The 20,583-nt window shown below is 66.0% G+C and carries 16 protein-coding genes and 1 pseudogene; 10 read left to right on the forward strand and 7 right to left on the reverse strand.

All coding sequences use genetic code 11. The features are described 5' to 3' along the window. Positions 1–139: 139 nt before the first annotated feature. The 3 genes from GQY20_RS25090 to GQY20_RS25100 all read right to left on the reverse strand — a co-directional run bounded on the left by GQY20_RS25090 (position 140) and on the right by GQY20_RS25100 (position 2,622). Positions 140–667, reverse strand: a complete 528-nt coding sequence (locus tag GQY20_RS25090; protein ID WP_157219910.1) for a dihydrofolate reductase family protein — start codon at positions 665–667, stop codon at positions 140–142. 107 nt (positions 668–774) lie between these two features. Further along, positions 775–1,881 carry a pyridoxal phosphate-dependent aminotransferase gene (locus tag GQY20_RS25095; RefSeq protein ID WP_157219911.1) on the reverse strand — a complete coding sequence of 369 codons (1,107 nt, stop codon included), beginning with the start codon at positions 1,879–1,881 and terminating at the stop codon, positions 775–777. A gap of 213 nt (positions 1,882–2,094) precedes the next feature. Beyond that, positions 2,095–2,622: a nuclear transport factor 2 family protein gene (locus GQY20_RS25100; RefSeq protein WP_198351196.1), complete on the reverse strand. Its 528-nt coding sequence runs from the start codon at positions 2,620–2,622 to the stop codon at positions 2,095–2,097. A 507-nt stretch (positions 2,623–3,129) separates the two neighbouring features. Between GQY20_RS25100 and GQY20_RS32680 the strand changes: the two are divergent. From GQY20_RS32680 to GQY20_RS25125, 5 genes and pseudogenes are all read left to right on the forward strand, one after another. Beyond that, positions 3,130–3,273: pseudogene (locus GQY20_RS32680) on the forward strand (SDR family oxidoreductase); the annotation flags it as partial. 4 nt (positions 3,274–3,277) lie between these two features. Beyond that, the gene (locus GQY20_RS25110) at positions 3,278–4,597 is read left to right on the forward strand and encodes an MBL fold metallo-hydrolase (protein ID WP_157219914.1); all 1,320 of its coding nucleotides are present in this window, start codon (positions 3,278–3,280) and stop codon (positions 4,595–4,597) included. A 182-nt stretch (positions 4,598–4,779) separates the two neighbouring features. Beyond that, positions 4,780–6,039 (forward strand): sulfotransferase family protein, encoded by a 1,260-nt coding sequence (locus GQY20_RS25115; protein ID WP_157219915.1) that lies wholly within the window; start codon positions 4,780–4,782, stop codon positions 6,037–6,039. Continuing rightward, entirely contained in the window at positions 6,036–6,569 is a 534-nt protein-coding gene (locus tag GQY20_RS25120) for a VOC family protein (RefSeq protein WP_157219916.1), read from the forward strand. The genes GQY20_RS25115 and GQY20_RS25120 overlap by 4 nt, the downstream gene beginning before the upstream one ends. 28 nt (positions 6,570–6,597) lie before the next feature. Further along, a complete protein-coding gene (locus tag GQY20_RS25125) occupies positions 6,598–7,548 on the forward strand; it encodes an alpha/beta hydrolase (RefSeq protein WP_157219917.1) in 951 nt (316 codons plus the stop codon). A gap of 48 nt (positions 7,549–7,596) precedes the next feature. Here GQY20_RS25125 and GQY20_RS25130 read toward each other — a convergent pair whose 3' ends face one another. Further along, complete coding sequence (locus GQY20_RS25130; RefSeq protein WP_232476247.1) at positions 7,597–10,350, reverse strand: M14 family zinc carboxypeptidase; 2,754 nt, start codon at positions 10,348–10,350, stop codon at positions 7,597–7,599. Between the two features lie 559 nt (positions 10,351–10,909). On the opposite strand from GQY20_RS25130, the gene GQY20_RS25135 reads away from it, so the two are divergent. Next, positions 10,910–13,222, forward strand: a complete 2,313-nt coding sequence (locus tag GQY20_RS25135; RefSeq protein WP_232476248.1) for a TonB-dependent receptor — start codon at positions 10,910–10,912, stop codon at positions 13,220–13,222. Between the two features lie 68 nt (positions 13,223–13,290). Then, on the forward strand, positions 13,291–14,616 hold the full coding sequence (locus GQY20_RS25140; RefSeq protein ID WP_157219918.1) for a metal-dependent hydrolase family protein: 1,326 nt from the start codon (positions 13,291–13,293) through the stop codon (positions 14,614–14,616). A gap of 22 nt (positions 14,617–14,638) precedes the next feature. On the opposite strand, the gene GQY20_RS25145 is transcribed toward GQY20_RS25140, so the two are convergent. Continuing rightward, positions 14,639–15,019, reverse strand: a complete 381-nt coding sequence (locus tag GQY20_RS25145) for a carboxymuconolactone decarboxylase family protein (RefSeq protein WP_157219919.1) — start codon at positions 15,017–15,019, stop codon at positions 14,639–14,641. 75 nt (positions 15,020–15,094) lie between these two features. After that, a complete protein-coding gene (locus GQY20_RS25150) occupies positions 15,095–16,036 on the reverse strand; it encodes a hypothetical protein (protein ID WP_157219920.1) in 942 nt (313 codons plus the stop codon). Positions 16,037–16,234: 198 nt separating this feature from the next. On the opposite strand from GQY20_RS25150, the gene GQY20_RS25155 reads away from it, so the two are divergent. Continuing rightward, a complete protein-coding gene (locus GQY20_RS25155; protein ID WP_157220133.1) occupies positions 16,235–17,101 on the forward strand; it encodes an SDR family NAD(P)-dependent oxidoreductase in 867 nt (288 codons plus the stop codon). 14 nt (positions 17,102–17,115) lie between these two features. Beyond that, a complete protein-coding gene (locus GQY20_RS25160) occupies positions 17,116–17,898 on the forward strand; it encodes an SDR family NAD(P)-dependent oxidoreductase (protein WP_157219921.1) in 783 nt (260 codons plus the stop codon). Between the two features lie 195 nt (positions 17,899–18,093). On the opposite strand, the gene GQY20_RS25165 is transcribed toward GQY20_RS25160, so the two are convergent. Then, a complete protein-coding gene (locus GQY20_RS25165; protein WP_157219922.1) occupies positions 18,094–19,161 on the reverse strand; it encodes an NAD(P)H-dependent amine dehydrogenase family protein in 1,068 nt (355 codons plus the stop codon). A 33-nt stretch (positions 19,162–19,194) separates the two neighbouring features. On the opposite strand from GQY20_RS25165, the gene GQY20_RS25170 reads away from it, so the two are divergent. After that, positions 19,195–20,583 carry an amidase gene (locus tag GQY20_RS25170; RefSeq protein ID WP_157219923.1) on the forward strand — a complete coding sequence of 463 codons (1,389 nt, stop codon included), beginning with the start codon at positions 19,195–19,197 and terminating at the stop codon, positions 20,581–20,583.

Genomic DNA, 20,583 nt, shown 5'->3' on the forward strand with positions numbered 1-20,583 from the left:
CCGGTAGCTCGTCAGGCTCATAACCTGAAGGTCACAGGTTCAAATCCTGTCCCCGCAACCAACAGCACCCCATCCCAATACCCCAACAGCACACCCCGCAGGCAACGGCCCGCGGGGCTTTTCGTGTGACAGGTCGCAGTCAGCCGAAACTGTACCGCAAATACGCGCATCCCTTGTCCAGCTGCTTCGCCTCGATGAGCTTCGGTGACAGGCGCGGGACAGCTTCCGGAAACAGCGGAGACCCGCCGCCCAATATCTCCGGCATCACGAATATCTCGATCTCGTCGATCGCTCCGCGTGCAAGGAAGGCGGCTTGCAGCCTGCCGCCGCCGAGCATCCAGACATCGCCGTCGTCCAACGCCCTGAGCTCCGCGATCAGCGCCTCCACGTCGTCCCGCGTTTCGAGTTCGCCGCTAGGGGCCTCGATCGGCCGGGACGTCACGACGATCACCCGCTTGCCGGCATAGGCCCATGGTGCCGGCTGGGCACTGATGAAATCATAGGTGTCGCGGCCCATCACCACGGTGCGGATCGTCTCCGCGAACAGGCGATAATCATGCTCGCCGAGATCCATGTCGTCATAGCGGAACAGCCAGTCGAGGCTGCCGTCCCGATCGGCGATGAAGCCGTCCAGGCTCGCGGCGATATATCCCTTTATCCGTGCCATGCCCTTCGTCTCTCCTCCCGCATCGCGCTGTACCGGTCATGCTGACGGAGAGTGCAAGACATCGCCTTCGCGACGAGCACGCGCAGCCCAAACGATTCTTCCTGGGATCAGAAGCGCTTCAGCGTCTCGCCCATGATCGCGAGCGCATCGGCATAACCGTCAGCCTGCTGGCCGAAGCCGATCCGCATATGGCTCGGCACGCCGAAACAGTCGCCGGGAGCCACCAGCACGCCGGCCCGGGCGAGCGCCTTGCAAAAGGGGCGGGCATCGCGACCATCGCGGAACCAGGGGAAGCCGACCGTGCCGCCCTGCGGGCGCACCCAGCCGACCCTGTCGCCGCATTCCGCCATGAGATCGTCGAGCAGCGTCAGATTGGCGGTGGCGACGGCGGCCAGCCGGGCCAGCACGGCCGCGTGATGGCGCAGCGCATGGGCGGCGATCGCTTCGGTCAGTGGCGAGCTGCTGATCGTGAAATAGCTGCGCGCGTCGATCATGCGCTTGCGCCGTTCGGCATCGGCATCGACGATCCAGCCAAGCCGGAGGCCGGGCAGCGAAAAGGCCTTGGACATGTCGCTGATCACGACCGTGTTGGGCGTGCCGGCGGCGGACGGGTTGGCGGCGCCGAAATAGAGCGGGTGATAGACCTCGTCGACGATCAGCGGCGCGCCGTGCGCGGCCAGCCCCTGGGCGAGAGCGCGGACCTCATTCGCCGGCATGACGGACCCCGTCGGATTGTGCGGCGTATTGATCAGGGCGAGGGCAGTGTCGCGATCGGCCGCGGCGAGGACCGATCCGGCCCGCTGGGCGAAACCCTCCTCCCGCGACAGGGCATAGCTCCGGATGCCGAGGCCCCAGGCGCGGGCGACCGCCGCGAAGGCGGGAAAGGCGGGATCGGGCAACAGCATCGTCGCGCCGGGTCGGGCCGCGAGGCAGGCGAGGATGGCGAAGCCTTCCGAGGCGCCGGTGGTGACCACTATCCAGTCCGGATCGACCCCATAGAAGGCTCCGATCGCCTCGCGCAGCGTGCGGGAGCCGTCGGGCGGGGCGTAGCCGAGCGGGATCGAGGCAAGCTCCAGCGGCACATCGCCCAGCGCCGCGAGTGTGTCGATCGTCCAGCGCGGTCCGGTGCTGGAAGCAAGATTGTAGGCGATCGGCGGCGTCGCGAATTCATGCGCGGCCATCCAGTGATCGAGCAGGAAGGGCGGCAGTTCCATCGGGGCACCTCGTCGGCTTGTGGGCGCCTGTCATAGGATCGTTCCGGTTCGGATTGAACCGCGCGTGTCTCCGTTGGTCTCGAGCGAAGTCGAGGGACTCCTTCGAGCGTAGCCGAGAAGCCAACGGCGGCAGCCTCGACTACGCTCGGCTTGGTCCCTCGACTTCGCTCGGGACGAACGGAGAGGGGCTGACTCGGGAAAGGCCTTCGAGCTTCAGCCGTCCACCTTCGTCCCATGCGTCGCCAGATAATGGCCGACGAATTTCGGCGGGCGCGGCGGGAATTCGATCACCTCGATCACGCGATAATATTCGGAATAGGCGATCTTCCAGCCATCGGCGCGCCGCTCGTAGCGGTCGGTGTAGATGGCGGTGCCGTAGATCAGCTCGTTGGTGTGATATTTGTAGACGACATCCTGGAGATACCAGCGGCCGGTGGCGTTGGTCTCGTCGATGATGTCGATCTCGGGATGATGGCCCTGATGGGTGGCGGCCATGTTGGTACTGAAGCTCTGGCTGATCATCTCGACGAACTCGTCGCGATTGGACGCGAAGAATTCGTAGGAGCTGCCGACATAATGGGCCGAGAAATCGGGAGTCAGCACCTCGCGAAACTCGTCGAACTGGGCGGTGTCCATCGATCGGAAATAGGCGTAGCGCAGCCGCTTGATCGCCTCGATATCCTTGAGGATGCGGACGTCGCGCACGAGCTGCGCGAAGGCCTCGGGATCGATCTCGCTCATCATATGTCCTTTCGGCTGCTTCCACTCCGGCCGGATCTCCTGCGCCGGCTGGCGACAGGGGTAGGGGAGGCGGGCCGGGCCGGCAATCGCGGCCGCATGTGGACGATGGCCAGCTTGATGCTTCGGGCCGCAGGATCGGCGCCGGCGCTGGCGGTAGCGCAGGGACAGCTCGCGCGAGGGGCAGGGCGGTTACGAAGGCGCTCGCCCGCTAGTCGCCGCCGCACGGCAACAGCTCCACATCCTGCGCTCCGGCGCATGCATGCAGGGTGGTCGGTTCCATGTCCGGTTCCGGTTGGGCGATGGCGTGGCCGATTTAGTGTCCGAAATGCGAAACCGCGAATGCGCTTCGCTTGTCCTGCGCCGCCCGGCCGCCATCATGTCGGCCAGAGACGATAAAGAGAGGATCGCATGACGAGCGCAGCTTTCACCTTTGCCAACGCGCGCGTGCTCGTGACGGGCGGTACCAGCGGCATAGGCGCGGAGATCGCGGCGGCCTATCGCGAGGCCTATCGCGAGGCGCGCACCCCGCTCGGCCGGCTCGGCCAGCCCGAGGACGTCGCCGGCCCGGTGCTTTTCCTCACCAGCCCCGCGGCCGCGTTCGTGACCGGGCAGATGCTGCCGGTCGACGGCGGCTTCTCCATCCAAGGGTGATGCCATGACCATCGAACAGACCCCCTTCGACGAACGCGATGCGGTCCCGCTGCACCGGCGGCGCAAGGGATCGACCGAGCTTGCGATGGCGACCTTCGCGACGCCGCTCTACCGGATCGTCGACGGCGTCTATCTCTCCCATGGCACGACCAACGCCCATCTGGTGACGACGGCGGACGGCGACGTGGTGATCAGCACCGGCCTTGCCGTCGAGGGGCCGATCCACCGCGCCAAGTTCGACGAGGCGAGCCGCGCGCCGGTGAAGCATATCATCCTCACCCAGGCGCATCTCGACATCGTCGGCGGCACCAACGCGTTCAAGGGACCAGAGAGCGAGGTGATCGCGCACCGGGCGAGCCCGGCCTGCCAGGCGGATGACGTGCGCATCCAGGCTTTTCGCAACCGCCGCAATCCGCGCTTCTTCCCGAACGAGGTGCAGTCGCTGAATGCGGCCGATGCCGAGGCGATGGCGGCAGGCATGCAGTCGGTCTACACCACCGTCGCGCCCGACGTGGCGGTGGACGGCGTCCATCGCTTCGCCCAGGGCGGTGTCGATTTCGAGGTGATCGCGCTGCCGGGCGGCGAGACTCTGGATTCGCTCGCGGTGTGGCTGCCGCAGCGGCGCATCCTCTTCACCGGCAATGCGATGGGCCCGCTCTTCCCGCACATGCCCAACCTGCACACCATCCGCGGCGACCGGCCGCGCCCCGTGCTGCCCTATCTCGCCACCTATCAGCGCATCCTCGATATCGAGCCGGACATATTGGTCACCGGCCATTTCAACCCGATCCGCGGCCGCGACTTCATCCGCGAGGAGATCACCCGGCTGCGCGACGCCGTGCAATATGTGCATGACGAGACGGTGCGCGGCATGAACGAGGGCAAGAGCCTCGATCAGCTCAAGCGCGAGATCCGCCTGCCGCCGGAGCTGGAGGTCGGGCAGGATTATGGCACGGTGATCTGGGACGTGGAGGCGATCTGGTACGGCTATGCCGGCTGGTTCCACTATCGCTCGACCACCGAGCTCTACGACGTGCCGGCTCATGCCATGCATGCCGAGATCGCGGCGCTGGCGGGGCCGGAGGCGCTCGGCCGTCGCGCCCGTGCGCTCGCGGCGGAAGGCAAGCCGCTGGAGGCGATCCATCTCGCCGAGATCGCGCTGGCCGGCGATCCCGCCGAGGGCGAGGCGCTGGCCGCACATCTGGCTGCGCACGAGGCGCTGCTTGCCGCCGCCCCACCGCGCAACCGCTGGTACCAATATTGGCTGAAGGGCGAGATCGAGGCGACGCGCGGCAAGCTCGCCGCGGTGGGCGCCCCGGCGTGAGGTGGAAAGATTACATCCTCCCCCAAAGGGGGAGGGGGACCACCCGCAGGGTGGTGGAGGGGTTCAGCTCTCTACAGCGCAGATGTCGGAAATGACGCGCGCGGGAACCCCTCCACCGCGCTGCGCGCGGTCCCCCTCCCCGTTCCGGGGAGGATGAAAGAAGGCGAAGGAAAGAAGAGACGATGGCGGCACAGGCCAAGACGATCATCGACGACATGCGCGAGCCGCGGCTCAGCGAGCTGCAGGCAGGTGCGCTCGCCGCCGCTGCGGCGCACCCCGTCACCATCACCGCGGAGAGCGTGCTGGAGGCGGCGCGCGCCGAAACGGGGCTTTCCGATTTCGGCGATCCGGGTTTCCGCGTCCGCCTCGAAACCTGGGTCGCCTCGATCGATGCCGAGACCGACCTCACCGCGCTCGCGCGCGCCGGCACCTATGCCGACATGGTCCGCTTCGCCGCGAACCGGCTGCGGGTCGAGGATGCGATCGCGCGGCATCCCGAGATACTCGACATCGTGATCGATCGTCCGCTGATTGTTGCCGGCTTGCCACGCTCGGGCACCACCTATCTCCAGAATTTCCTCGGCGCCGACGATCGGCTGCGCTCGCTGCCTTATTGGGAGGCGCTGCGGCCGGTGCCGGCCGGGCCGGACGAGACCGGTGATCCCGCGACCGATCCGCGCTACGCCAAGGCCGCCGAAGCCTGGGCGCAGATGGATGCGATGCTGCCCTACGTCAAGGCGGTGCACCCGTTCGATCCCGACCATATCTCCGAGGATATCGAGCTGCAGTGCATCGATTTCGGCAGCTATTACCTCGAATGGGGCGTGCCGAACCATGTCTGGACCGACTATTATTGGAACACCGACCAGACGCCCGTCTATCGCTACATGAAGCGCGTGCTGCAGGTGCTGACCTGGTTCAAGGGACCCAATCGCTGGCTGCTCAAATGCCCGCAGCATATGGAGCAGCTGCCTGCGCTGAAGACGGTGTTCCCGGACGCGACCTTCGTGATCAATCACCGCGATCCGATCGGATCGATCGCGTCGGCGGTCACCTCGCTCGCTTACTCCTCGCGCGTGCGGGTGGACCGGGTCGATCCCGGGGCGCTCGCCGCCTATTGGATCCCCCGCTATGAGAAGCTGCTGCGCGCCTGCGTGCGCGATCGGGACGCGATTCCCGAAAGCCAGTCGGAGGACGTCTATTTCCACGAGCTGCTCGCCGATCCGATGGGCATCGTCGCGCGCATCTATGCCAAGGCCGGGCTGCCGATCGACGACCGGCTGCGCGGCCGCTGGCAGGCTTTCCTGCAGGACAATCAGCGTGGCAAGCATGGCGCGCTGGACAATGATCTGCGCCGTGACTTCGGCCTCGATCCGGCCGAGGTGCGCAGGCGCTTCCAATTCTACTTCGATCGCTTTCCCGTGCAGGTGGAGGTCAAATGAGCGCGCCGACCAAGATCGCCGAGCTCGGCGCCGTGATGCAGCTGGCCTTCGTGCCGGAGGATTTCGATGCGACCTTGCGTTTCTGGGTGGAGACGATGGGGGCGGGCCCCTTCTACATTCTCAGCGGCCAGAAACCGGACTGGACGCGCTACCGCGGCGAACTGACCGATCCCGACCTCACCGTGGCGCTCGGCCATTGGGGCGACATGCAGATCGAGGTGATCCGGCAGGAGAATGACGCGCCCTCCATCTACAAGGAATGGCGCGATCGGGGCGGCGAAGGGCTGCATCATACCTGCATCGTCGTCGACGATATCGAGCAGGCCAAGCGCGTCTGTATCCAGGCGGGGGCCGAGATGATCCTTGGCGGCGCGGGTTCGGGCGCCGAATGGTTCTATGTCGATACCGGCGGCGGGCCGGGCACGATCCTGGAGGTGATCCGTCATTCACAACAAAGCGGCGCGCTGATGAAGATGATCCGCGACGCCGCGGTTGATTGGGACGGCAGCGATCCGATACGGCGGATCTGAAGAATCACGACACTCAGAGGATGCCGTCATGACCGATCTCAGCCTAGTCGATCCCGAGCTCCGTCCGGTGTTGGAGACCTTCCCGGTCTTTGCGCTCTCGAAGGAAGGGCTGCCGGCGCTGCGCGAAGGCATGAAGCAGATGCAGGCCATGCTGCCGGTGCCCGAGGGCGCGCTGCAGCCCGAGGAGAGGTTCGTGCCCGGCCCCGCCGGCGCGCCGGACGTGCGGGTGCTGATCTATCGGCCGAAGGATGCCGCGGGCGCGCTGCCCGCGATCTTCCACATCCATGGCGGCGGCTATGTGATGGGCACGCCCGAGATGATGGCGGCCGAGCATCGCGAGCTGGCGCCGGCGCTCGGCTGCGTGATCGTGACGGTCGACTATCGCCTGGCTCCCGACGTGCAGCACCCTGCCCCGATCGAGGATTGCTACGCCGCGCTCAAATGGACCTATGACAATGCCGCGAGCCTCGGCATCGATCCCAAGCGGATCGGGGTCAGCGGCGAGAGCGCGGGCGGCGGTCTGGCCGCGGCGCTGGCGCTGCTGGCGCGCGATCGCGGCGAGGTGCCGCTCGCCTTCCAGCATCTTATCTACCCGATGATCGACGATCGTACCTGCACCACCGCCGACCCGCATCCCCATGCCGGCGAGCATATCTGGACGGCGGAAAGCAACGTCTTCGGCTGGACCTCGCTGCTCGGCAAGGCGCCCGGCGGGCCGGACGTCGATCCCTATGCCGCCGCTGCGCGCGCGACCGACCTGGCCGGCCTGCCGCCCACCTATCTGGCGGTGGGGGCGCTCGATCTCTTCCTCGACGAGGACTTGGATTATGCGCTGCGCCTGACCCGCGCGGGCGTTCCCGTCGAGCTGCACGTCTATCCGGGCGCCTATCACGGCTTCCAGGCGGCGCCCGAGGCGCGGGTGACCCTGACCGCGAAGCGCGACAGCTGGGATGCGCTGGCGCGCTTCCTGAAGGGATGAGCGGAACGCCCTCTCCCCGCGCGCGGGGAGGGGGCACCGGCGGTCCTGCTATTTCCCTTCGGGCACTGCCGGCGGCGCCGGCGGGGCGACGTCGGTCAGGCCGAGCTGCTTCCAGTTGAGCACGGCATTGTAGAGCATCCGGAACTCGCCGAGATTCTGCCAGCGCCAGATCGGATTGGTGGCGAACATCAGGATGCGGCCCTGGCCCTGCGGCACGTTGATGATCGCTGCGCGGTCCTTCACCTGGTCGGCGCCGCGCATGAAGCCGCTCTGCACTCCGGCCTTGCCGCCCGGAAACTGCATCAGCACCTCCTCCTTGAGCCGGTCGGGCACCGCGAGCAGCGTGTTGGAGGCCCAGCGGACGGGCATCTGCGCGTCCTTGAGATCGCCCTCATAGCCGTAGAAGATCGGGTTGGCCGGCTTGAGGACCTTGGCCGTCACGATCGGGCCGGGCGCGTAGAAATTGCCGCTGGTGCGCGTCGCGGTCACGTCGTCGACCAGCCCGAAGTCGACCGGCACGCCGCTGGCATCCCCGGTGGTGATCAGCGTGCCGCCCTGCTCGACGAACTTGCGCAGCTCGACCAGCCCTTCCAGCCCCATGCCGCCGCGCACGTCCTCGGACGAGCCATAGTCGCCGGAGAAGCGATAGGTGTCGGTCTTGGTATAGGGCAGCGGCTTGCCCTTCATCGGAATGTCGTAGACGATGTCCTTGGTCGACTTGCCCTGCGCGGGCAGGATGATGACGTCATAGTCGGCGCGCAGATTGCCCTTGCGGATCCGTTCCTTGTAGATCAGGTCATAGGCCAGCTGATGCTGGTCGAACGCGTAGCGCAGCCAGCCGACCTTCTCGCTCGATCCCCAGGTGCTGAACACGGCCGTGCGCGGCAGGCTGCTGTCGTGCGCCGGCGCGCCGGCATCGCCGGACAGGCCGACCGCCTCGAGCCCGAGCGTCTCGACCGCCGGCTTCAGCGTCGCATAGGCGCTGCCGTCGACCAGGAAGGAGCCGGCGGGGATCGTCCGGCCGCCCGCCTTGAACGGCTTCTCGACGATCTTCACGCCCGCCTCCTTCAGGCGATAGCGCAGCGTGACCATGTTGACCGAGCCCTGATCGAGCACCGCATAGAGGCGCGATCCCGGGCCGCTGATCCTGCCCGCCGGAACGAAGCGTTGCAGCGGCGTCACCGCGGCGTCGAGCGCAGCCTTGTCCGCGACTTCGACGATCCGGGTGTGGGTCATCAGGCCCATCGTCCAGGCGGCGTCGTCATAGGTGGTCAGATTCTCGTCGGGATAGTCGTCCTGCAGCTTGAGCAGCATCTTGGCGAGGCGGCCATAGGGCTGGTTGAGCTTGATGACGAGCGAGCCGGCCGGGAACGTGCCTTCCTTGACCTTCACCGGCTGGGTGGCGCGACCGATCTCGATGCCCTGCAGCTGCAATATGTCGGTGATGAAGCGGATCCGCGTCGGATCCGCCTGATCGGCCGGGATGACATAGGCATAGGGTGCCTTGTCGGTGCCCGCCGCGATCGCATTGCTGCTCTTCTTGTAGAAATTCTCGAGCACGACGTTGGGATAATGCGCCGCCAGGTCCAGCGCGGTCAGCACGCCGGTTTCCATATAGTTGGTGTTGTTGCGCATCGACCACATCACCTCCTTGTAGGGAGGCAGCGGGCGGTACCAGTCGCGCTTCGTCCAGTCGCCGCCGCGCACGCCGCTCTGCACCTCCGGCGCGACATGGCGCAGCATGGTGGTGGCGCCGGCATTGCCGAAGGTTTCGTACATGCGCAGCATGCCGTTGTGGTTCGACGACATGAAGGCGAGGTAACCCGGCGTCCACGCGTCGACGAAGCCGTGGGTCCAGACGCCGGGCATGCCATATTTGGTCAGCTGCGCCATCTCGAAGTTGGAGAACCAGGGCAGCTCGCCGAACAGGATCGGGTCGAGATCCGGATTCTGCGGGGCCTGGCCCGAATAGGTGTAGAGGAACGGCACCGATTCATGCAGCTCGTGCATGATCGGCGGATGCCATTCCAGATAATAGTCCATCAGGTGACGCGCGCTGGCGTCCGAGAAATTGATGTCGCGATTATTGTCGTGATAGATATATTTGCCCCAATAAGGCGGGCCGCCCGGCTTGTTGCGATCGTCCCGCTCGTTGATCAGGTTGCGATAATACCAATCGACATAGCGGTCGCGCCCGTCCGCTTCGAGGACCGGCGTGATCGCGACGATGAGGTTGTCACGAATATTGCGGATCATCGGGCTGTCTTCGGTGAGGAGACGATAGCTCATCTCCATCAGCATTTCCGGCGGCCCGGTCTCGGCGCTGTGGAGGCCGCCCGAAATATGATAGATCGGCTTCGTGGCGGCGATCACGCCCGGCGCGTCGGCCGGCGAGAGCTTGCGCGGATCGGCGAGCAGTGCGAGATTCTTCTTATAGATGTCGAGCTTGGCGATATTCTCTTCGGAGGAGATCATCACCACGATGTTCTCGCGGCCTTCCTCGCTCTTTCCGATCTCGATGATCTTCACCCGCGGGGACTTGGCCGCCAGCGTCCGATAATAGTTGATGATCTGTTCATAATAATGGAGCGTGTTCGGCGCGCCGATATGCTGGCCCAATGCCTGTTTCGGCGAGGGAATGGTCGTCGGCATCGGAAGATGATCGACCAGCGGGCTCATGAACTCCGGCTTGGTCGTCCAGCCTTTGACCGTGGCCGCATAGTCGGGATCCATCTGCTGCGCCATCGCAGACCCGGACAGAAGCAGGCTGGCGGCTGCGGCCAGGAAAGTCCTTTTTCCCACAATTCCTCCTTGGAGACGATGGAACGGATCGTGCCGAGCGGGCGGGTGGCCAGAGGCGCGACGCGCATCAGCTCCCTTTCTTTGCAGATCCACCCCCTTAAAGCCCTGTCATCATTCCGTTTCGATCGCGCGAGCGCAACGGATTTGTTATCAAGCTGACGCAAATCGCTGCGTGCAGGCGCACGCAATATGCATTTTCAGGCCGGAAAATAAGGCTTTTGGCGCTATTTTGTGAGTTTTCCACAGGAGGCACACGATCGTTGCGCGATTGGGCTGCGAAACGAAAGTTTTGCGCATTTCAGCTGTGAATAGCCGGAATCTTGTGTTGACGCTCGGCAGCCACTGTTACAGGTTGATTACCGATAAGAAAGAGTCCGCCGGGGATGGGCGGCGGTGGTCGTGGTTCGATATGCGGGGGACATTGGGTGGATCTCATCCCCCGGGGGGATTCCTGACAGGGCGATAGGGACGGCGTTTCGCCTCCGCTGGCGCGCTTCCGGCTGCGGCTCTCCGCGGACCGGCGGCGGCATGCGCGGCGATCTGCGAAAGGGAGAACAGGGTGGCTTTCCTTCTAGAATATCGTGCGCAGCAAGGGCGGGGTTGGCGGTCGGCCGGTTTCAAGGCGGTGCTGCTGGCGGCAGTGGCCAGTGGTACGGCGCTTCAGGCAGATATCGCACGGGCGCAGGACGTGTCCGCCACGGCCGATGAAGGCGAAATTCTGGTGACCGCGCTGAAGCGCAGCACCGCGATCCAGGAAACGCCGATCTCCATTTCCGCCGTCACCGGCGAGGCGATCGCCAATTCAGGCGTGCAGAGCATCGCCGATCTCGGCGCGACAACGCCCGGCCTCAACTTCGTCGATGGCGGTCCATCGCAGCGCCGCGTGGTGATCCGCGGCATCCAGGGGCCCGGCGAACCGATGATCGGCACCTATTATGATGAGACGCCGGTGACGGGCATGATCGGCGCCAGCAACGATGCGGGGGGATCGACGCCGGAGCTGCGCCTGTTCGACGTCAACCGCGTCGAGGTGCTGCGCGGTCCGCAGGGCACGCTCTATGGCTCTGGCTCTATGGGCGGCACGCTGCGCGTCATCTACAACAAGCCCGCGCTCGACAAGGTGGAGGGCATGGCCGACGCCAGCCTGTCGAACACCCATGAGGGCGGCTGGAATTATGAAGTGAACGGCATGGTCAACGTGCCGCTCGCAACCGACAAGGTCGGTCTTCGCGCCGTCGCCTTCTACCGCAAGCAGGACGGCTTCATCGACAACAAGGTCCTCGGCATCAACAACATCAACCAGCAGAAGAGCTATGGCGGCCGCTTCCTGTTGAGGATGGTGCCGAGTGAGCGCTGGACGATCGATATCGCCGGCTATTTCAACCATGCCGACACCGACACCTCGACCTGGACGCTGCAGGCCGGCAAATATGTCGCCGACGCCTATACGCGCCAGCCCGTGCGCGACAATGTGCAGCTCTACAGCGTCACCTCCAGCTACGATCTCGATTTCGCGACGCTGACCGCGTCGGGATCCTATATGCACCGCACGCTTTCCTCGGTGTCCGACGTGTCGCGCTACATTCGCGGCCAGCGCACGCCGGCGCGTTGCGCGACTCTCGTTGGCGGCGGGGCGGCCTGCTCCGCGGATCAGCTGACCAACTTCTATGCGCTGGTCGATGGTCAGTCGACCTCGGCGCTGTTCCCGCAACAGGAGATGGACGCCTGGACGGCGGAGCTGCGCCTGAGCTCGAGCGGCAAGGGCCCGCTCAACTGGACCGTCGGCGGCTTCTATTCCGATCGCAACATCGTCGTCACCAACCCGCAGGTGAATGCGGATCCGGCGACCGGCAAGATCATCTATCCGCTCGAATATGCGACTGTGCGCAACATCGACGATACGCTGACGCAGCTCGCCGGCTTCGGCGAGGTGTCGTGGGACATCACCGACAAGCTGAACCTGACCGGCGGCGCGCGCTATTTCCACTATGAGAAGGACATTTTCGGCAGCACGCCGATCCCGTCGATCCTCGTCGGCGCCCGGATCACGCCGCGGACCGAGGTGAAGTCGAGCGAGAATGGCTGGGTGTTCAAGGCCAACGCCTCGTACAAGATCACCCGCGACATCATGGTCTATGGCGAGGCGGCGCAGGGCTTCCGTCCCGGCGGCGCCAACCAGGTGCTGGGCCTCGACGCGGCGTTCACCGCCTATGACTCGGACAGCCTGTGGAATTACGAGCTGGGCGTGAAGTCCAGCCTGTTCGACCGGAAGATGACGCTGAACGTGGACGTCTTCCAGATCGACTGGAGCCGCATGCAGGTGACGCTGCGCACGCCGAACGGAGCCTTCTCCTATATCGGCAATGCCGGCAAGGCGCGGGTCCGCGGCGTCGAGGCGGAGACCTCGATCCGGCCGGCCAGCGGCCTCACCCTTCTCGGCAACATCTCCTACATCGATGCCAAGCTGACCGAGAACCAGAATACCGGCGTCACCGCCACCTCGGGCCTCAAGGGCGATCGCATCCCCTATGTGCCGCGGCTGATGGGCGGCGCTTCGGCGCAATATAGCTGGCCGCTCAACGCGAAGCTCTCCGGCTTCGCCCGCGCGGACTTCAACTATGTCGGCAGCTCCTGGTCGGATTTCCGACCCAACTATGTCTATGCCCGCCATGTCGACGATTATGCGCTGGTGAATGCGCGCCTCGGCGTCGAGCAGCCGGACAACAAATGGGGCGTCTATCTGTTCGTGACCAACCTGTTCGACGCGACGGCCATCACCCGGCAGACGTCGAGCGCGATCGCGGTCGGCCGCACGCTGGTGACCAGCGCGACGCCACGCACGATCGGCGTCAACGTGCGGACCAGCTTCTGACGATGCCACGCGGCGGCGCCCGCTCCGCAAGTCGGGGAGGGGGCCGCCGCCTGAACAGGGGGATTTCCATGTTTCGTCGCACTCCGCTGCACCTTGCGGCGCTTGCTGTCATGGCCGCGCTCGGCACGGCCTCGCTTCCCGCGGAGGCCCGCGACGTCGTGGTCCACGCCGGGCGGCTGATCGACGGCGTCGCGGCCCGGCCGCGCGAAAAGGTTTCGATCCTGATCCACGACGATCGCATCGCCGAGGTGCGGGATGGCTTCGTGACGCCGGAGGGCGCCACCATTGTCGATCTGTCGGCCGCGACCGTGCTGCCCGGCCTCATCGACGCGCATGATCACATCATGTCCAACTACAGCGGCAAGAATCCGGTCGCCGAGCGCGTGCAGACCTCGGTGATCGATACCGCGTTCGATTCCGTGCAGAATGTCCGCAAGACACTGGATGCCGGCTTCACCTCGGTACGCGACGTCGGTGCCGAGACGAGCGCGATCGTGGCGCTGAAGCGCGCCATAGCGCGCGGTGCGATCCCCGGTCCGCGCCTGTGGGTCTCGGGCTATCCGCTCGGCCCCACCGGCGGCCATGGCGATCCGCAGAACGGGATGCGGCCGGATCTCGATTTCCACAGCGACGGCCGCGTGGTCGACGGTGCCGACGAAGCCGCCAAGGTGGTGCGCCGGATGCATCGCGAAGGCGTGGACCTCATCAAGATCATGCCGAGCGGCGGCGTGCTCAGCATCGGCGACGATCCCAACCACACGCTGATGACCGACGCGGAGATCAGCGCGGTCGTCGCCACCGCGCACAGCCTGGGCATGAAGGTGGCCGCGCATGCCCACGGCCGCGACGCGATCATCCGCGCGTCGGAGCTGGGCGTCGATTCGATCGAGCATGGCTCCTTCGCCGACGAGACGGCCTATAAGGTGATGAAGGCGCACGGCACCTATCTGGTGCCGACCCTGCTGGTCGCCGATACGGTCGTCCGCGTCGCCAAGGCGCATCCCGAAACGCTGAATCCGTCATCGGCCAAGAAGGCGCTGGAAGTGGGGCCGATCACCATCGCCAATCTCGGCCGCGCTTATCGTGCCGGCGTCAAGATCGCCTTTGGCACGGACCAGGGCATCGCGCCGCACGGCACCAATGCGCAGGAATTCGCGCTGATGGTCCGTTCCGGAATGACGCCGATGGACGCGATCAAAGCGGCGACGACCGGTGCCGCCGATCTGCTCGATGCCGCCGCCGACGTCGGCTCGGTGCAGAGCGGGCGCTATGCGGATCTGATCGCGGTGTCGGGCGATCCGATGGCCGACATCACCGAGCTGGAGCGCGTCCGCTTCGTGATGAAGGGCGGAGACGTCGTGAAGGGCTGGACGGCGCCTGCCCCGGCGCGGTGAACCGCGCCGGGCGCCGGGCCGCCTATTTCGCTTCCGTTTCGGCCAACACCTTCTCGATCGTCTGCATCACCGGTACGGTGCGCGGATAGCCGATATATTGAGTGAGGATGATCGCGATCTCGCGCAGCTGCTCGCGCTGCAGCTCGCCATTGTCGAGCGCGGCTCTCAGCTGGATCTCGATCAGCATGGAGGGATCGGGCGCCAGCGCGGCGATCGCGCCGATCAGGATCAGTCGCCGATCGCGCACGCTCATCGTCTCGCGTCCCCAGACGTCGCCGAAGAGATTGGTGAGCATCAGTTCGGTGAACGGCGTATAGGCCGCGCCTTCGGGGATCGGCACGGTCTTGCCGTAGACGGCGGCGAACATTTCCTTGCCCTTTTCCAGGCGTGACGTGTCGGACATGGCAAAACTCCTCTCATGAAAAGCGGCTGCCGGCGGTGCGTCCGCCGGCAGCCGGAAGGGGTCGGAAGGCTGGCCTCAGCGCGGGATCGGCCAGCTGTCGGCGAAGGGCGCGCCGGAGAACATCGTCCAGAGATCGATGAACAGCAGCACGAACATGGTCATCGCGGTGGCTTGCACGGCGGTGTACCAGAGCGACCAGGGCGCGCGGCGCGGCGTCTCGTCCAGCCAGAACACGTTCGGGAAGGAGAAGATGAAGTAGAGCGCATAGCACCAGGAGCCGACATAGAGCTGCGTGTGCAGATCGATGTACCAGACGTTCGAATGGCCGGCCGACGTCATGTAGAAGAAGGTCTCGGCCCAGGCGAAGAAGAAGGCGGTGAACGCGGTGGCGATGATGAACGCCGCAAGCTGCCCGCCCGACAGGCGCTGGTTGAGCGAGGCCGCCACGCTGCCGCCGCCGAGATCGCGGACCAGGTTCACCAGCCGGCGGATCACCACGATCGCCGCCGAATGATAGACGGTGAAAAAGGCCATGGTGTTGAGATACATGCCGACCGGGATGCGCTGGTCATGGGCGAGCGCGGTACGCTGATTGGGCCCGAGCAGGTAGGAATCGAAGTAGAGCGTGATCTTCGAGAAATGATAGCGCATGCCGAGCGTTTCGAAGAAATATTCGGTGTGAAAATAGGTCTCGAAGAAGACGATGAAGAAGATGTAGACCTGAAACTTGAACCACCATTGCTTGTAGAAGGGGATGCCGGTGTTCCGGCGCAGGATCAGCGGCAGGATGATGCAGTAGGGGAACCACATCAGGATATTCTGGGTCACGTGCCAGAAATTGCCGACGTCCAGCCAACCCATCTGCTGGATCACTGCATTATAAGCGAAGAACAGCGGCAGGAAGATCAGGTAGAGCTTCTCGCCCCACGCCTTGTCGTCATTGGGCGAGAACCATTTCCGGCCGGTGCTGAAGCTTCGATATTCCTCCGGATCGGCGGCGTAGGCGGTGGTCGACATGCTGCTCCCCTCATGGTGCGGCCGGGCTTTTTTCGGGGCCCTCCGTTCTGCCGTTCGAGCTTAGGCCGGGCGCATCGATCCGCAACGCAAGGCGATCGCATTTCTCGCAAAAAATACGTTTCCAACAATAAGAGGCACCACTAGCAATCGAAAACGAGAAGCGGGAGGAGGGTTCCTGCGAACCGGAGGGAGTGGATGATGGCGGATCAGGGCGGACGGGTGGCGATCGTCACCGGCGGCAGCCGCGGCGCGGGCAAGGGTGTGGCGGTGGCGCTCGGGCGCGAGGGCTATACCGTCTATGTCACCGGCCGCTCCAAGGCGGAGGGCGATGCGCCGCTGCCCGGCACCATCTTCAAGACCGCCGACGAGGTGACCGAGGCGGGCGGCCGCGGCGTCGCGGTGGCGTGCGACCATGCCGACGATGCACAGGTCGAGGCGCTGTTCCGGCAGGTGGCGGACGAGAATGGCGGGCGGCTGGACCTGCTCGTCAACAACGCCACCTTCATCCATGACGACCTGACCACCGCCAAGCCCTTCTGGGAAAAGCCGACCGACCTCGTGAAGATCTACGATGTCGGGCTGCGCTCCTCCTACATCGCCAGCTGGCATGCCGCGCAGCTGATGGTGCCGCGCAAGGCGGGGCTGATTGCCTTCGTCTCCTCGCCCGGCGCGGCCTGCTACATGCATGGCCCGGCCTATGGCTCGCAAAAGGCGGCGCATGACAAGCTCGCCTTCGACATGGGCTTCGACCTCAGGCCGTTCGGTGTCTCGACGATCGCGCTGTGGCTGGGCGTGCTCAAGACCGAGCGGACCGAGATCGCACAGCGCGAGCATCCCGAGGAATATGAGAAGTTCAAGGGGATCGAGGAGCATCCGGAATTCACCGGCCGGATCATCCACGCGGTGGCGACGGCGCCCGATCTCGCCGAACTTTCGGGCCAGGCCTTCTACACGTCCGAGCTCGGCATCAAATATGGCGTGACCGATGTCGACGGGCGCCAGCCGATCGTATTCCGCGAGATGCTCGGCGGGCCGCTCGGCTGGAACAGCGGCGTGGTCTACTGATCGGAGAGACTGTCATGGCAAGGCTGGACGGCAAGGTCGCGCTGATCACCGGCGCGGCGAGCGGGATCGGTGCGGCGACCGCGCGGCTCTTCGCCACGGAAGGCGCGAAGGTGGTGCTCGCCGACGTCGCCGATGCGGGGCCGCTGGCGGCCGAGATCGGCGAGGCCGCGCTGGCGGTGACGCTCGACGTGCGGCAGCGCGATGCCTGGACGGTAGTCGTAGAGCAAGCGGTCGCGCATTTCGGGGGGCTCCACATCCTGGTCAACAATGCCGGGATCATGATCTACAATCTGATCGGCGATTATACGGAGGAGGAGATCCGCCGGGTGATCGACATCAACCTGATCGGCCCGATCTTCGGTGTCCAGGCGGCCGCGCCCGCCATCGAGGCGGCGGGCGGCGGCGCGATCGTCAACGTCTCCTCGGTCGACGGCCTCACCGTGCATAATGCGATGGCGCCCTATGCCGCCTCCAAATGGGGCGTGCGCGGCTTCACCAAGGTGGCCGCGCTGGAACTGACGCATCGCGGCATACGGGTGAATTCGGTGCATCCGGGCGGGGTGTTCACCGCACTCGCCAATCCCGACGGGAGCCTGCGGAAATCCGATCTCGACAAGAATCTTGCACATAACCCGATCCAACGCCTCGCCTTCCCGGAGGAAGTCGCTGCGGCCATCCTGTTCCTCGCCGGGCCGGAGAGCAGCTACAGCACCGGATCGGAGGTCACCGTCGACGGCGGCATGACCGCGGGCCAATATTTCGATTTCCTGCCGGGTACCCCGCCGGCGCTGGGCTAAGGGCTTTCGCCAACCCCGTTCGTGTCGAGCGAAGTCGAGAAGCCTCGCCTTATACCGACATGCAGTGATCCTGACCTATCGCCGTTTGGGCTGAGCTTGTCGAAGCCCTCCCTTCTACTTTGTCGAGCGATGGAAAGAAGAGAAGGGAGCACTTCGACAAGCTCAGTGCAAACGGGTTGGGAATCCACTACTGGATTAGCCCCGCCACCGCGGCTGCGGCAGGTCGATCGCGGTGAGCAGCCCCGCGGGCGCCTCCACCACCGGCCGCAGCGCATTCACCGCCGCCATCGCCGTCGCGGTGCCGGAGGTGTTGGCGCCGCGCGCGGGCGTGCCGGGCGCGAAGCTCGGGCGCGTCTCGAAGGTGCAGCGCAGCGCCGGATTTCCCTCGATCGTCACCGTCCAGCGCACGTCGCCTTCCATCTCGCCGGTCTGCGGCCAGCCTTCGCCGAGATCGAAGGCGACGATCCAATAGGTCTGCTGCACGATCCGCTCGACGCCGGCCACGACCCCCGCCCAGCGCCAGCGCTGGCCGGCGATGGTGCCCGCCTCGATCCGGCCTGCGCCGATGTCGAAGCCTTGCGCGGCGGTGACGAACTCGCGGGTCTGGCGCACCTCGTCCAGCGCGAGGCCGAGCCCGTGGGCGAGCGAGGCGACCGAGGCGGCGAAGAAATCGGTCATCACGCTCATGTCGGCGACGCGGCCGGCGGCGATGTCCTCGGGCGTCTTGGCGAAGCCCATCACGTCGAACAGCATCGGCGGCGAGGGATAGGTGGAGCAGTCGGCATATTCGGTGATCGTCACCGTCTCCCATTCGCGGCTGAGCAGCGAGAGGGTGAGCGGCAATATCTCGTCGACGAAGCCGGGATTGACGCCGGAGACGTAGAAGCTGCTGCCCCCGGCCGCGCAGGCGGCGCGCAGCTTCGCGTCGGCCTCCGGCTTGTTCCAGGCCGGGTACATGAAGCCCGCCGTGGTGATGACGTTCTTGCCCGAGGCGAGAAAGGCGCAGATGGCGTCCAGATCGGGCACCAGCAGCATGTAGAGCACCGCATCCGTCGGCGTGGCGACGAGCGTAGCGACGTCGCGTGTCGCGATCACGCCACAATCGGGCGCGCCGACGAAGCTGGCGGCATCCCGGCCGGCATTCTCCGCGCTATGGACGAGCAGGCCGGCCAGGGTGAGGTCGGGCCGTTCGAGGATCGCGCCGAGCGCTTCCTTGCCGGCGATGCCGGTGCCGCACTGGATGATCTTCAAGGGTGCCGGCATGGCTGGCTTCCTTCAGCGAGAGGGTAGAAAAACATGGCGATCGAAGAGCTTACGCTGGCCGAGGCGGCCCGGCTGATGGAGGCGGGGGAGACCAGCGCGAGCGAGCTCACCGAACAGGCGCTGGCCCGCATCGACGCGCTCGACGCGCAGCTGAAGGCGCACACCCATGTGCTGCGCGAGAGCGCCCGTGCCGAGGCGCGGCGCGCCGACGAAGAGCGCGCGGCCGGGCGCTCGCGCGGTCCGCTGCACGGCATTCCGGTCGGCATCAAGGATCTGATCGACATCGCCGGTTATCGCACCGGCGCGGGCATGACGGTGCGGGAGGGCCATCGCGCCGGCGAGGACGCGACTGTGGTCCGCCGGCTGCGCGAGGCGGGCGCGGTGATCGTCGGCAAGCAGCAGCTCTCCGAAGGCGCGACCGCCGAGCATCACCCGGCGATCGATCCGCCGCGCAATCCCTGGTCGCCCGATCATTGGACGGGCATCTCCTCCTCGGGCACCGGCGTGGCGGTGTCGGCCGGCTATTGCTTCGCCGCGCTCGGCACCGACACCGGCGGGTCGGTGCGCTTTCCGGCCGCGGCCTGCGGCATCACCGGCTTCAAGCCCAGCTATGGCCGGGTGAGCCGCGCCGGGCTGGTGCCGCTCAGCCAGAGCTTCGACCATATCGGCCCGCTCGCCCGCACCGCCGAGGATGCCGAGCTGGTTCTCGCCGTGCTGGCCGGGCGCGACGAGGCGGATCCGACCAGCCTCGCCGATCCCTTCGTGCCGCAGTCCGCCGAGATTGCCGGCATGCGCATCGGCGTGGATCCGCGCTGGTGCCGCGAGCGTATCGAACCCTCCGTCGCCGCTGCGCTGGCGGAGGCTGAGGAGGTGTTCCGTGAGCTCGGCGCCGAGATCGTCGAGGTGGACTTCCCGTCGACTCGGGAGGTGATGTCGATCGGCATCGCACTGATGCTGGCCGAGCAGATCCTCAACCACCGCGAGACCTGGCCGTCGCGCCGCGCCGACTATGGCCCGGCGCTGGCGGCGAACCTCGACGCCGCACCGATGCTCACCGCCGAGACGGTGACCCTCGCCGGCCTCGCGCGCGATGCCTTCCGCGGCTCGGTGGAGGCGATGTTCGTCGGGGTGGACCTGTTCCTGTGCCCGGTGATGCCGATCGCGGTGCCGAGCCTCGCGCGGATGCAGGAACTGCTCGGCGACATGATGACCTTCGGCGATCGCGTCGCCCGCTACACCATCCCGTTCGACGCCTCGGGCAGTCCCGCGATCAGCCTGCCCGCCGGCTTCGACGAGGCCGGGCTGCCGTCCAGCGTCCAGCTCGTCGGCCCGATGCGCGGCGACGCGCGCGTGCTCGCGGCGGCCAAGGCCTATCAGAGCATCACCGGCTGGCATCTGCGGCGGCCGGCGCTCCGACCCTGA

Source organism: Flavisphingomonas formosensis (assembly GCF_009755815.1).
In the GTDB taxonomy this organism is placed as follows: Bacteria; Pseudomonadota; Alphaproteobacteria; order Sphingomonadales; family Sphingomonadaceae; genus Flavisphingomonas; species Flavisphingomonas formosensis.